Annotated in this window: 12 protein-coding genes; all 12 read left to right on the plus strand. The window is 50.0% G+C overall.

Annotated elements, in window-relative coordinates; genetic code table 11:
- The first annotated feature begins 9 nt into the window (after nucleotides 1-9).
- The 12 genes from MKY12_RS09205 (at nucleotide 10) to MKY12_RS09260 (ending at nucleotide 13948) form a co-directional block, all read left to right on the plus strand.
- Nucleotides 10-1119 (plus strand): hypothetical protein, encoded by a 1110-nt coding sequence (locus MKY12_RS09205; RefSeq protein WP_339313542.1) that lies wholly within the window; start codon nucleotides 10-12, stop codon nucleotides 1117-1119.
- Nucleotides 1073-2251, plus strand: coding sequence for a radical SAM protein (locus MKY12_RS09210; RefSeq protein WP_339255271.1), 1179 nt, complete (start codon nucleotides 1073-1075; stop codon nucleotides 2249-2251). Before MKY12_RS09205 ends, MKY12_RS09210 begins: the two co-directional genes overlap by 47 nt.
- Before the next feature lie 29 nt (nucleotides 2252-2280).
- On the plus strand, nucleotides 2281-3141 hold the full coding sequence (locus MKY12_RS09215) for a hypothetical protein (RefSeq protein ID WP_339255273.1): 861 nt from the start codon (nucleotides 2281-2283) through the stop codon (nucleotides 3139-3141).
- The gene (locus MKY12_RS09220; protein WP_339313543.1) at nucleotides 3141-4052 is read left to right on the plus strand and encodes an FkbM family methyltransferase; all 912 of its coding nucleotides are present in this window, start codon (nucleotides 3141-3143) and stop codon (nucleotides 4050-4052) included. The genes MKY12_RS09215 and MKY12_RS09220 overlap by 1 nt, the downstream gene beginning before the upstream one ends.
- A gap of 10 nt (nucleotides 4053-4062) precedes the next feature.
- On the plus strand, nucleotides 4063-5046 hold the full coding sequence (locus MKY12_RS09225) for an ATP-binding cassette domain-containing protein (RefSeq protein WP_339257414.1): 984 nt from the start codon (nucleotides 4063-4065) through the stop codon (nucleotides 5044-5046).
- Nucleotides 5043-5846 (plus strand): ABC-2 family transporter protein, encoded by an 804-nt coding sequence (locus tag MKY12_RS09230; RefSeq protein ID WP_339255277.1) that lies wholly within the window; start codon nucleotides 5043-5045, stop codon nucleotides 5844-5846. Before MKY12_RS09225 ends, MKY12_RS09230 begins: the two co-directional genes overlap by 4 nt.
- 78 nt (nucleotides 5847-5924) lie before the next feature.
- Nucleotides 5925-6659, plus strand: coding sequence for an ABC-2 family transporter protein (locus tag MKY12_RS09235; protein WP_339255278.1), 735 nt, complete (start codon nucleotides 5925-5927; stop codon nucleotides 6657-6659).
- Between the two features lie 27 nt (nucleotides 6660-6686).
- Nucleotides 6687-7745: a Gfo/Idh/MocA family oxidoreductase gene (locus tag MKY12_RS09240; protein ID WP_339255280.1), complete on the plus strand. Its 1059-nt coding sequence runs from the start codon at nucleotides 6687-6689 to the stop codon at nucleotides 7743-7745.
- The gene (locus MKY12_RS09245) at nucleotides 7738-7989 is read left to right on the plus strand and encodes an acyl carrier protein (RefSeq protein WP_036725312.1); all 252 of its coding nucleotides are present in this window, start codon (nucleotides 7738-7740) and stop codon (nucleotides 7987-7989) included. Before MKY12_RS09240 ends, MKY12_RS09245 begins: the two co-directional genes overlap by 8 nt.
- Complete coding sequence (locus MKY12_RS09250) at nucleotides 7983-9494, plus strand: discoidin domain-containing protein (protein ID WP_339313545.1); 1512 nt, start codon at nucleotides 7983-7985, stop codon at nucleotides 9492-9494. Before MKY12_RS09245 ends, MKY12_RS09250 begins: the two co-directional genes overlap by 7 nt.
- 96 nt (nucleotides 9495-9590) lie before the next feature.
- Nucleotides 9591-12035 carry a glycoside hydrolase gene (locus tag MKY12_RS09255; protein ID WP_339313546.1) on the plus strand — a complete coding sequence of 815 codons (2445 nt, stop codon included), beginning with the start codon at nucleotides 9591-9593 and terminating at the stop codon, nucleotides 12033-12035.
- A 359-nt stretch (nucleotides 12036-12394) separates the two neighbouring features.
- A complete protein-coding gene (locus tag MKY12_RS09260) occupies nucleotides 12395-13948 on the plus strand; it encodes a response regulator (RefSeq protein WP_339255287.1) in 1554 nt (517 codons plus the stop codon).
- Nucleotides 13949-13998 lie beyond the last annotated feature (50 nt).

Here is a 13998-nt window from a genome sequence, read left to right on the forward strand (position 1 = left end):
AGCTGACCAATGATTACCCTTTTATGCTCATCTGTCGCTTTGGGGGTATATACGCCTGCGGTCCTGTTACGTGAGGAGCTAAGGGGGTACTATGAGGCCGATCTGGAAGTGCTGGAAAGCCTGTATCCGCCCGGGACAAGACTGAAATTAACCGAGAATAAGAAGGTTTTCTCTACGAGGTTTGAAGTAGCCAAGCTGGGTCACAGAATGATCAGGGATATCACACCGAATCTGGACCCGCAGCTGGTAACCCGGCTTCTAGGCAAGTGGGCTGAAGAGAACCGGAGGGTATTTATGGTTTTCTCGGGGTTTTGGATGCCCATTCTGGAAGAGTACGCGAAGAGTTACCGCAAGGATGTCCATGTGGAGCTGATTCATATGGATGCGATTATATCCCCTTCGTGGAAGCTGTATTCCAACAATATCCGGAATGATCTATTTACAGTGAACGATGTCTGGCTTTTTGACGGGGCGGCTGGGCGGGTGAATTACACTATTTCCATGGGTCATGCTGCCCCTAAGGATTATAAGGAACGTGACAACCGGCTCGTCATCCATGGCGGCGGCTGGGGAATGGGGACCTACAAGGAGACGGCAGCAGAGCTGAATCACTCCCTGGACTTGAACATCGTCATTCATGAGCTCACGGATGATCAGGCTTATGGAGCCGGCCACCGTTACTACATGGTGAAGCCGGGCTGGTCGCCCTGGATGAAGAATGAAGAGAATGAATATACCCTGCCGCCGTTCGGCGAAGTGATCCATCAGCGCTTTAACGAGGATACCGGGGTGAAGCATAGCTTCTATCAGCTGATCTGTAACTCGAAGGCTATTATCAGCAAGCCGGGGGGAGGAACCCTGCTGGATTCGCTGGAATCCTTCACTCCAATTATTTTCCTGGAGCCGCTGGGTGAGCATGAAGCCTGCAACGCCGAGCTATGGGAGCGGCTGGGTTTTGGCATAAGGTATGAGCAATGGATGAGGATGGGCTGTCCGCTTGAGATTTTGGAGGCATATAGTGAGAACTTAAGAAGCTATAAGACTCAGGTGTTAAATTATGGGAGGTGCTTTCATGAGACAGCCGCAAACATCGGTAGTGCTCGACCGCGATTCCTTTGAACGGTTAAAGAAAACCATTAAGCATATGTCGGTCACGCACAAACAGGTTCACCTTAACCCTACGTATTCTACGAATCTTCCGGTCGAGGTCGGTCTTAAATTAACCAATGGCTGCAATCTGCGCTGCAAGCATTGCTTTGAATGGAACGCTGAGGGGTACCACCGGGATTTGGGCAGAGCCGAGCAACGGGAAGAGCTTGATTTCGCTGTGATTGAAAAAGTGTTCCGGCAAACCAAAGAAACGAACGCCAATATGTTCCTTTGGGGAGGAGAACCTCTGTATTACAGCCGGTTCAATGAGCTGGCCGACCTGCTGGAGCAGGACCCCAGATGGACGGTGTTATGTACCAACGGTATTCAAATCATCGAGAAGCTGGATTCCATCCTCAAAATGTCCAAAAGTCTGGTCTGTCTGATCAGCCTGGAAGGCTTCGAAGCAGAGAATGATGCGATCCGGGGAAAGGGTACCTTCAAGAAGGTGATGGCGGGCATTGATAAGCTGCTGGAGCTGGAGAAGGAGGGCATCTATCAGGGGAAAATCTCCATCCATCTGACCATTAGCGATGTCATGATTGATAAGCTGTATGATTTTGTGGAGTTTTTTGAGAATAAAGGAATTGACTCGGTGTATATTACCTTCCCGTGGTATTTGCCGGATGAGGTATCGAGCAATATGGACCGCTATTTCAACGAGCATTTCAAGTGGCTGGCGGATGATCTGGAGGAAGGGCACCGCAACAGCTGGCATTCGTTTAAATATAAAATTTCGCCCGACAGGATCGATCCGTTGCTTGCGCAGATGGAGAGAATTAACCAGCGAACCTGGAATTTAAGAACACGGTATCAGCCCGCGCTCGAACTGGATGAAGTACGGGACTTTGTACTCGGTTCAGAGAAGCCTGCCCAGAATAAAACGCAATGCTTGTCGATCCGCACCAGACTGGATGTGCTGGCTGACGGTGAAGTCAGTGCGTGCAAATTATTTCCGGAGTTCTCCCTGGGGAATCTGGCCGATCAGGATCTCAAAGAGATATGGGATGGCGACAATTTTGAAAGGGTACGGGAAACCCTGCAATGCGGCCTGATGCCGGTATGCTCCAAATGCATTCTGCTGTATCTTCACGGAAAATAGGGATGGAGGCTATCACGAAGAATTCCGCTGTGAGCCGCAAACTGGCGGATTGGGCGGTTCCCTTTGGCCCCTATGATTGTTTGTTGAATGCGGTTACATTGTGGCTGTCTGTCCATCATGCCGATCCGAATCCGCTGTACAGGTATAATTTCTCCATTAATTATTATGCTGGCTATGACTGGTTCGACAGTTCGGTGCCGGTGAATGAGCTGTTTAGCTTCATCCGGCATGCTTATGGGGTTGAATGCAAGCCTTGCCGTTTAGACTCGGTGGATCGTGGACGGATGTATCTGCTGCCGGTGGACGCTTATCATGTTCCCTACATGAAGGAATTTTACGGGAAGGACCATATGCTGCATTATGTGCTTGCGGAAGCGGCAGACGACCAGAGCCTGAGAATAACAGATCCTTATTTTGCAACAAGCCTATTGGCCGACAGAACTTGCGTGGAGCAGGCCTGGCGCACCTTCAGTGAACCGGTTATCGAAATCAGCCCGCCGCTCAGCCTGAAGCCTGGCCTGAACTCTATCCGGCCTTACTTAACTACACAGCCCTATGAAGAGCTGCTCCCCCGCGCCTTTGCCCGAATTTCGGAACGGATCATGGATGTTGGAGCTTATAGGGGGCCGGAGAATTTAATGGATAATTCGTTGTTCAAACAACAGTTTGGCTGCATCCGCACGATTGCCCTATCGCGGTTAAGGCATTTCGGCACCTGCAGCACCATGGATGTTGCTCACCTCGGCTCAGCCTGGAGGAAGCTTGAAGTGAGCTTTATGAAGATGACCCTGAATATGGACAGAGGGTTAACCGCTACCGTGAAGCAATTGAAGCATATTGCGGAGGATGAGCTGGCTTATTTACATTCCTATGCAACAGGAGGCCGATGATGCCGGAAGAAACCAGGTACGAGCAGATCCAGCGGATGTTTTGGGAGAAGAGGGTGGAGGCGGTCCAATTGCTTAGACGGGCGCTTAAAGAGCAGGTGGAGCAGATTGAGATTCATAAGGATGAGACCCGGATCAGGCTTACAGATGGGAGACGGTTTCATTGGGATCTCGGACATGTGAACAGTCTCGGATTCCTGATGCGGGATGGATATGTCGAGCGGGAAGAGAGTCGGTTATTGTCTATTCTGATCCGTGAAGGATTTGAAGTATTGGATATCGGGGCGAATTATGGATGGTATTCCACGTTATTCGCACAAGCGGTGGGGCCGGGGGGCAGAGTTCATAGCTTTGAGCCGGTAAGCCCTACCTTCTCTGAACTGGCAAGAAGCATCCAATTAAATAAGCTGCAGAATGTAGTGTTGAATCAGCTTGCGCTGTCGGACTATAACGGGGAAGCCGAGATCTATCTGCCTGTACAAAGTGGATCTGAGGATGCTGCGTTAATCATTGACCCGGCCTTGCAGCATGAAACCTACCATTGCCGGGTGCAAACGCTGGATACGTACATTGAGCAGCAACAGATCAGCCATATTGACCTGATTAAAATAGACATTGAAGGCGGCGAATTAAAAGCATTAAAGGGAATGGAACAGTATTTACAGCAGCATGATGAGAAGCCCCTGCTCATGCTGGAAGCGACGGAGGTTCTGGCTTTACGGTTCGGGAATTCGATAAGTGATGTATTCCGGTTTTTGAAGCAGTATCAGTATCAGCTCTTTCAACTGTCCGCAGAGGAGCTTGTTGAGCTGGATAGCGCTGCGGAAGTGCAGGCACAGAATATATTTGGTCTGCAGCCGGAGCATATCCGGAGGTACAGCCCGTTCATCAGATTGATAACCATTGCAAAGTAGGGATGCCGGTATGGTCATTCATGTGGATCAATTGAGCAAGTCCTTTGACTACTACAAAAAAGAAACGGGAATCAGAAACTCTGTCAAGAATCTGTTCCACAGGGAGAAATTAACCAAGGATGCAGTAAATAAGGTCTCATTCGATATTAACGAAGGCGAGATGGTTGCCTTTCTGGGTCCGAACGGAGCAGGCAAAACCACCACTTTGAAAATGCTCTCCGGTATTCTTTATCCGACTGATGGCAGTGCGGAGGTGCTGGGCTACACGCCCTGGGAGAGGAAAAATGACTTCAAGAAGCAATTTTCCATTGTCATGGGCCAAAAAAACCAGCTGTGGCTGGATCTGCCGGCAAGCGATTCCCTGTATTTAAACAAGTGTATTTATGAAATCAGCGATCAGAAGTATAAGGAGACACTTGACGAGTTAGTGACGCTGATGGATGTCAGGCACCTGCTGCATGTACAGGTCCGAAGACTGTCCCTGGGTGAGCGGATGAAGATGGAGCTGATCGCTGCTTTGCTGCACCGGCCGAGAATTATTTTTCTGGATGAGCCGACGATAGGCCTGGATCTGGTCTCTCAGAAGAACATCCGTGAGTTCCTCAAGGCCTACAATCATGAATTCCGCACGACTCTGCTGCTTACGAGCCACTATATGAAGGATATTGAAGACCTCTGTAAGCGGACCATCGTAATCAATCAGGGCAAGCTGGTGTATGACGGGGAGATCCGCAAGATCAATGAGGTCATGAATGAGAAAAAACGAATGAAGCTGACGTTCTCGGCCATCGTCGAGCGGAAGGATCTGGCCGTTATGGGTTCTATCAAAGAATATAGCGGCTATGACGTCATTCTGGAAGTGGAGCGAGCGAAGTTCAAGGAGTATTCCAGAATGGCCATGGATCACTTTCCCGTCATTGATCTGAATCTGGAGGACATTCCTCTGGAGGAAGCCATTGCACGTTTATATGAACAGCCGGAGCCGCGCGGATGAACAATAAATTTGCCGTCAGCTTTTCGCTGGGAATCCAGAACTCCATGGAATACCGCTTTAACTTTTTTATGGGTTTTGCCAGTCTCTTCTTCCCGATCTTCATCCAGCTCTTCCTGTGGAAGGCGGTCTATAGCCATGCCTCTAATATGAACTTGTATGGCTATACTTACCAGCAGATGATCGTCTACACCATCGTAGCTGCCCTGATCTCGCGGCTGGTGGCTACGGGTCTGGAATATGACATTAACCATGATATCAAGAGCGGGGGGCTCAATAAATATCTGGTGCGGCCGATCGGTTATTTTCCTTATAAAATATGTGTCTACCTTGGCGGGAAGGTCCTCTCGTTTGCCATTACGTTAATCCTGCTGCTGGGCGTGGTGCTGTTTATGGTTTATTACTTCAAGGCGCCAATCAGCGTATCGCGTATACTGGTTTTTGGTGTCGTGCTTATGCTGGCGGTTGTGCTTAACTTCATGATCTCCTTCTCGGTCAGCGCGATTGCCTTCTGGTTAACCGATGTCTCTTACTTTTTTCATGTTACAGCGTTATTGATTCAGATATTTAGCGGCGGGATTTTTCCGCTCGATATTTTTGGGGCGACATGGCTGGCTGTCTTCGATTACCTGCCGTTCAAGTATACGATCTACATGCCGGTGAATTTAATCAATGGCAAGCTGACCCTGCTCCAGGCGCTGCATGTGATAGAGCTGCAACTGCTATGGATTGGACTCCTTCTGTTGCTTACGCGCTATATTTGGACAGTGGCGATCAAGAAATATATTGCCGTAGGGGGTTAAGGGAACCCGATGCTTAGATCACTCCGGAAGTACGGTTTCATATACAGCTTGTTCATCAAAAATTCCCTGATGTCCCAAATGGAGTATAGAGTTAACTTCCTGATGGGCCTGCTGGTGGAGACCTCCTATCTGTTCGCCAAATTCCTGTATGTGATTATTGTCTATGAGGCAGGATTAACGCTGGATGGCGTGCCCATTGATGCGATATTGCTGTTTATTGGCACCTATACCTTGATGACGGGGATATATTGGGGACTATTTGCCATCAACTTCGTGCAGATCCCGGAGCATGTAAGAACCGGGTCACTTGATATTTTGCTAACCAAGCCGATTTCCCTGCAATTCATGATGACCTTGCGGAATGTGGACTTTGGGCTGGCGATTCCGAATGTGCTGGGCGGCGTGACCATGGTTGTGGTGGGCTGGAGAAGACTGGGGCTTCCGGCGGACATTGCTTCAATAGGCGGGTTCATCTTCTTCCTCGTGCTGGGACTGTTCGTAACCTACACTTTGTTCCTGATCCCGCAGTTATTATCGTTCTGGTTCATTCAGATAGCTGCTGTCAATGACATCTCAAACGGCCTGTTCGAGCTGAATAACATGCCAATGATGATCTACTCCAAATGGATTCAGCGTATAGGGATATTTATTATTCCGGTTCTATTGATTACTAACTTCTCACCCTTATTCGTGCTGGACCGGTTACATCCGGGCCTCTTCCTCTGGGCTATTCTGTCTCCCATCCTGTTGCTGGGAATCACGAGATGGATCTGGTCCAAAGCGATTCGTAATTACAACAGCTCAGGCGGCTAGATATCCGGAATCACAGGAGGTAAGGATATGAATATTCAGAAGCCATATCGTATTGGAATTTTGGGCTGCTCCACAATCGCTCCATTCTCGATCATTAACCCGGTCAGGGAGCTTGATCAATTTGTAACTTATGGTGTGGCGTCGCGTGATTTGGACCGGTCTACAGCCTATGCGCTGAAGCATCAGATTCCGCATGTGTTTGAAAGCTACGATAAGCTGCTGGCGTCGGCGGACATTGATGTGGTCTATATTCCGTTATCCAATTTCCTGCATAAGGAATGGACGCTGAGGGCGATTGAGGCTGGCAAGCATGTCTTGATTGAGAAACCGATGGCCTTGCATGCCGATGAGGTGCTGCTCATCAATGAACGGGCGAAGGAGCAGGGTGTGCACGTCCTTGAAGCGCTAATGGTCCAGCATCATTCCTGGCAGCAGGATATAACAGACATGATAGCAGCAGAAACCTACGGCAAACTGAAAAAAATCAAAACCCGGATCTCCTTTGAAATTCTGCAAAGCAACTACAGCGCGGATAATTACCGGTTCAAGCCGGAGTACGGCGGCGGCTGCTTCATCGACGAATGCTCGTACTGGCTGCAGTTTATTCAAAAGGTCATCGGCTTGAAGCCGCAGACACTGGACGGATTCTCGACCTTCTCCGGTGTCAATCAATGTGATTGGACCTTTCATGCGGCGCTGCAATATGAGGGGGGCGTCGAGGCAGAGTTCCTGGGTTCCTTTGAAATGCCGAACAATGCCACCCACTGGCTGGAGTTTGAGCGGGCCAGAGTAAGGATCAGCGGCTTTTTCAAACCTTGTTATGGGGATTACAAGATCATCATTCAGGTTGAACATACGGAAGCGGGAACAACAGACAAGCTTGTATACTCTCCGCAGAATTATTATGTGAACCAGCTCCGGTTTTTGGCTGAGGTGCTTGGGGGCACAAGAGAGAATATCCCCTTATCCGAATCCTATGAACGAGTGGCAACTATGAACGCCATCTATGAGATGGCCAGGAAGAAGCATCTTGAACAGCCCGGTATGGAAGAAAGACCGGACGGGGAGGCTGTGAATTATGGATGACCGGGAACAGGAGATTCGTAAGCTGCTCGCTCAATTGCCCGGCGGTTCTCCCCGTCTGAAGAATGCAGGTATGGACGCGGATTTGCGAAGCTATGGCATGGATTCTTTGTTGTTTATTCATTTTGCGGTGGTCCTGGAAGAGCATTTCTCAATAGAGGTGAGCCCGGAATTTCTCGATATAGATAAACTATACAGTCTTCAGAAGTGGAGAGAATATATTGATTCACAGGATCTCGTATGTTAGTAGCCCTGGAGATGGACTATTACAGCGAGGGCTACCGGACCATGCACTCCAATTGCGTGGATTTGCCCATGGCGGGTGCTGCGGGCTTTCATCAGTATGAGAATTATTTCTACTATACCTTCCTGTATGCCGTCATGATGAATTGGGGAGAGGCAGCGGACGGGGACTGGGTGGCCTCCAGACGCAGCATTCTTAACAAGCTCGGCTTGACCCTTAAGGTGACTGAGGTCCTGGATGCTGCTGGGCTGCTGTCTGCGATTCGCATGAACATTGATCAGCAGTGCCCGGTCGTGATGATTGCCAACTACAACGATCTGTTTTTTTTGAGCCAATACAGGACGGTCGTTGACGATCATGCCGTGTTAATCACGGAATATGATTCAGCCAGAAAGCTGATCATGATCCGGGAGAATCAGCTGAACAAGGAGGTAACCCTGAATGTGATGAAGGGGGAGCCTTTTTTCAAGCTGCAGCTGACCGAGGAATTGATAGCGGATATCTGGAATAAATCCAATGCTTCTTTTAAGGAAATCAGGAATTATTGTTATAACAAGCTGTTCAGCGTAGAGAAAATAGGCGAACCGGAGATTCACAGCTATCTGGAGCTGGTTGAGGATTTCGTGGAGTCCAATAAAAATCGTTCCAGTCATTTGATCGAAGCCGTGGAACGTTTCAATGACAATGTCTCTCTTATGGATGGACTCAATGACGCAAATGCCGTTGCGGTTGAATTTGAAACCATGCGCAGGAGTTATCACGGCTCGGCTATCATCATGTTCGATATCTTCGAGAAGGCGTTGCCCTGGTTATCCTCTCATGAAGAATGGGGGCAGATATTCGGCGGGTTCCGGGACCGGTATATCAAATTCAGATACCATCTGATCTCTAGTTTCCATGCGGATACGCTGAGACGGAAGCTGCTGCCGCCGGATCGAATTTTTCAGCTTACAGTGGAGATTAGCCAACTGGATACGGAGCTGTTCTCTCTGCTCCGTAAGCTGCTCACCCATCACCATAAGGAGCGGGAATCTCACAATGCCGCACAGGCCTGGACGAATTATGCAGCTTGCGCTGAGGTGTCTGCGGACAGTGAGTATAGCCTTGACCCGGAGACCGTCTGTCAAGCCAGCCAGGCGGTGAATGGCAGGTGGGAGAACTGGGTCACGGATTCCTGGCATTCGGACACCGCCCGGCCCGTCCATTGGTTGCTGCTGGATCTGCTGAAGCAGAGAGATATTCTGAGAGTTGTGATCAGGCATTCTCCTGCCCCCGGCTATATCACGATGGATTATGAGCTTCAGGGAAGCAACGACACAGAGCAGTGGGAGCAGATAGCGGCTGTACGGAATAATGAGTCTGTCTTAACCGTGCATGAGGCTGACGGCTGTTCGTTCAGATACATCAGACTATATATTACTTATCCGGCCCAGAATGATTTTCAGGCGCGGATCTATGAGCTTGAAGTGTGGGGACTGCCTGATATCACTCAAGCCTCAAAAATCTGATATGATTCAAAAAAAAGTAGGATATCCTTCCATTTGGCCTGCTGGATATAATAAAAATGTAAAAAATAAAATGCCATATTGATTGGAGAATCAAACATGAACAACAAGAAGAAATGGACGATTTATGTGATTCATCATTCTCATACGGATATTGGCTACACCGAGCGGCAAGAGAAGATCGAGCAATATCACGTGGACTTTATCAGGCAGGCCATTGCGATCTGCGAGGCGGCTCAGACGGAAGACCGTAAGGAATGGGCGGGCTTTAAATGGACCTGCGAAACCTTCTGGGCCGTGGAGAAGTTTCTGGAGGAAGCCACGGAACAGGAAAAGGAACAATTTGCAGCCGCGCTCAGACGCGGGGATATTGAGCTGTCGGGCACCTACTTGAATATGACGGAGCTGATTAATTTCGAGCTGCTGGGCAGTATGCTTGCACGGGCAGGGCAATTCGCCCGGCCGCTGGGGCTTCAGGTGAAGTCGGCCATGACCGCGGATATTAACGGATACAGCTGGGGTTATGCACAGGCTCTGGCAGATGCAGGAGTCGAGAATTTGCTGTCCAGTATCCACACGCATCACGGGATGTTTGCCATCGGGCGCAAGCAATTCCCCTTTTATTGGGAGACACCCAAAGGCAACCGCCTGCTGGTATGGAGCGGCGAGCATTACATGATGGGGAATGATCTGGGGATCAATCCGGATGGGGCATTGTCTTATACCATCAAAGACGAAGACCCGGTATGGGGGATCTCTAAAGATCACTGGAAGCTGGCCGAGACCCGGATTGCCCGCTATCTGGATCAGCTGGAGAAGGAGCAGTATCCCTACGATTTTGTATTGGTGAATGTCATGGGGCTGCTGCGGGATAACTCGGCGCCGAACCCCGGAATCATAACCTTCATCAAGGAATGGAATGAGAAGCACGGGGACCGTGTTGAGCTTGAAATGACAACGCTTAACCGGTACTTCGACCTGTTGCGGCAGCAGGAGGCCGAGATTCCTGTCTATAGCGGGGACTGGCCGGACTGGTGGTCCGATGGCGTGGCATCAACCGCGATGCACACCCAGATCTTCAGGAATGCCCAGCGGACCCTGGACGTCGTCAAGCGGCTGGACCCGGAGCGCAAGCTGGCGGCGGCAAGCGATATTGCCCATGCAGAGCAGCAGTTAATGATGTATGCCGAGCATACCTGGGGATATCACTCCTCCATCTCGGAGCCCTGGCACATCATGGTGCAGGAGCTGGCCGTCCGCAAAGAGGCGTATGCCGCCAATGCCAGCAGACTGGTTCATGCCTCGCTGGATGCGGTACTGAAGGCGCGGGGCGATGTGCTGCTGCGGGCTGACCGGGCATTCACCTATAAAGTAATCAATTCCTTCGATTACCCCGTTGAGGATCTGGCTCATTTCTATCTCGAGGAGCAGTGGGAAGCGGATTATTTCCGGCAGGGGCTCGAGGTGGTCGATGAGCAGAGTGGAGAAGTGGTCCACCATCAGCAGGAGAAGGTAAGCAGAGGATACCAGATTGCGGTCATGGTCAAGCTGGGCGCAAAGGAAGAGAAGCGGTTCCGTATCCGGGAAGCCTCGAAGACCGTCCCGGTGACGACGAGCAGCACCCGCTTGCGGGGAGCCGACCGGATTCATGATATCCGGGATATCTTCCCTCCTGTGCAGGAGGAGACCCCCCGGCTGTTCATCACGGAGAATCATATTGAATCGCCTTACGTACGTATTGCGTGGAGAGCCGGAGAAGGCATCGTCTCCTGGATCGATAAGCAAACCGGCCGGGAATTCATTGATCCCCGTCAGGCTCACGGAGCCTTCACTCCGGTGTATGAAGTGACCCCCGGCGGCGGTGACGACCAGATGACCGTGCGTAGAATCATGGGCAGGAACCGCAAAGGCATGAATGTTCAGCGGTCGGAGGGGCTCCTCTCAGGCGTGAAGGAAATAACGAATGGCCCGGTGTATGGCATCATTGAATTGAAATATCAGGTTCAAGGGATGAGCCACTATTCGTTATTCCTGAAGGTGTTCAAGGACCGGAAGAGAGTTGATATCTCTGTCCGCATCCACAAGGATAGTGTGTGGGACCCGGAGAATGTGTACGTCGCCCTCCCCTTTAGTGCAGGCGGCAGCAGTGAGCTGTGGTTCGAGAAGGCCGGGGCTGTCCTAAGGCCCGGAGTAGATCAGATCCCGGGCACCTGTACGGATTTCTATTGTATTCAGGAAGGGCTTGCGGTTATATCCCCTCAAGGCGGGCTGTCCATTGCGGCCCCGGATACGCCGCTGATGCAGACCGGGCCTTTGGAATACGGCCCAAGACTCGTGCAGGGCCAACAGGAAGAGATCGGCCATACCTCGTTATACGCCTGGGTGCTGACCAATTACTGGGAGACGAACTTCAAGGCGACCCTCGGGGGATTCTACGAATTCCGGTATATGCTTCAATGGGGAAGCGAAGCGGATACGGCAGAACAAGCTATTCAGTTGTGCCACAGTGCCAATGCAGGCACAGTTGCATTCAGAACCACATAAATTCCGGCGGGCAGAAGAAGGGCTGAATCTTTTATAGAGAAGCCCTTTTTTTGTCTAATTTATAGGCTTCAAGCTATATAAATTGAATTTGGAAAAAATACAGACAGGGAAAAGTGACGGAGGGGAATTTTGGAACTGTAGGAGCGATAGCGTCCGCCTTTGTCTGCGGATTTCCACCGCGAACAGCGGATTAAATTCAAGAAATCTGCAGACAACAGCGGCCGGAAGTCCAAATGTTCACCGCAGTGACGATGAAGCTTCAAGTTCATATCTTAAGACAGGAAAAAGTGACGGAGGAGAATTTTGACACTACACTCTATATAGAAATGAGCCTTGTGTAAAAAAGGGAGGCGTGCGCTGTGTACCGTATTCTGATTGTGGATGACGAACGCATAGAGAGAGAGGGCATTCAGCAATTGATACAGGAACACCATCCGGGACTGGAAACGTTCCTGGCGGAGAATGGCGAGATTGCGCTGGAGATCCTCGGGAAGCAACAGATAGATATTCTGATTACGGATATCAAGATGCCCTTTATGGACGGACTGGAATTGTCTGAGAAGGTCAGCAGCCTGGGCCTGGATATTGAAATGATCATCTTCAGCGCTTACCATGAGTTTGAATATGCAAGAAGAGCCTTGCGGACCAATATATCCAATTATTTGCTCAAGCCGGTTCATATCCCGGAGTTTCTCAGTGTGGTGAACGAGGCGGTTCAGGCCTGTGAAGACAAAGCGGCAGAGAAATTGCGGAATGAACAACTGGTGGAGGGGTATAACCGGGGACTTCTGTATGAGAAGGAAAAAATGCTGCTGGACTCTCTAAACGGAGTGAAAATAAATACGGAGGCATGGATGTCCCCGGAGCTGCTGGAATATGTCCATCACAAGCATTGGCTGCATATGATTCTGGTGGATTGCCGCCGGAAGTTTTTTGATATTCACAATGATGAATTCATAAGGCTGTTACACGATAACCTCAGCTACGCCTTCGATTATGTGAACTTGAGCGAGCATCAAAGTATGCTGTTCGTCAAGCACCCCCGACCCATCCCCAAAGAGACGCTGCGCATGCTTGGAGATGGGATCATCCGCGCCGCCGCCGGGAGCCTCGATCTGAATGTGGGTCTGGTGATCGGCAGAGCGGTGAATCAGCCGGAACAGTTGTATGATGCCTATACCGAGATGGAGCAGATGCTGGAATTCAAATTTTTCATGGATGAGTATACCCTTCTATTTGCCGATGAACCCTTTGAGCAAGCGGGGTTTGACGAGATCGAATTGAATCCGATTCTGGATAAGGTCTACCAGTGTCTGGAGTATAACGATTTTACCGGTGCGAAATACAGTATAGAGCTGCTGTTTACCTACCTGAGAACCAAAGGGCAATTCTCGTCCCTGTACACCAAGTTCATCTGTTCGGAAATTATGAAAAAGGTGGTGACGCGCGAGAAAAACCGTGAGACTGCAGAGATGAATCATTACCTGGAGCAAATTCATAAGACCGTTTCTCTTCAGGATCTGAAGGATCATATGTTTGCGATCCTGTCCCTCATGGAAACCGTCAGCGGAGCGAGCCCCAAGAAGGCCGCCAATCTCAAGCTGATCCGGACCATTACAGATGTAATCGACAAGGAATATGATCAGGATCTCTCTTTGGAAGGCATCGCGGAGAGGGTCTATTTGACCCCCAGTTATCTAAGCTATTTGTTCAAGAAGGAGACGGGTCAAAGTCTCATCCGGTACATCACGCAGGTGAGAATGGACAAAGCCGTCGAGCTGCTGAGTACAACGAATATGAAGATCGTCGATATTTATAAGAAGCTGGGCTACAGAAGCTCGACCTATTTTATCCAGACGTTTCGTAATTACCATGGAGTCACTCCGGCCAAGTTCAGGGAAGGATCTCCGTAGGGTAGCGCCCTCACCATGATCCAACTATTTCTCGCTGGCACGATACCGGA

The organism is Paenibacillus sp. FSL M7-0896, assembly GCF_037975415.1.
GTDB lineage: Bacteria > Bacillota > Bacilli > Paenibacillales > Paenibacillaceae > Paenibacillus_AQ > Paenibacillus_AQ silagei.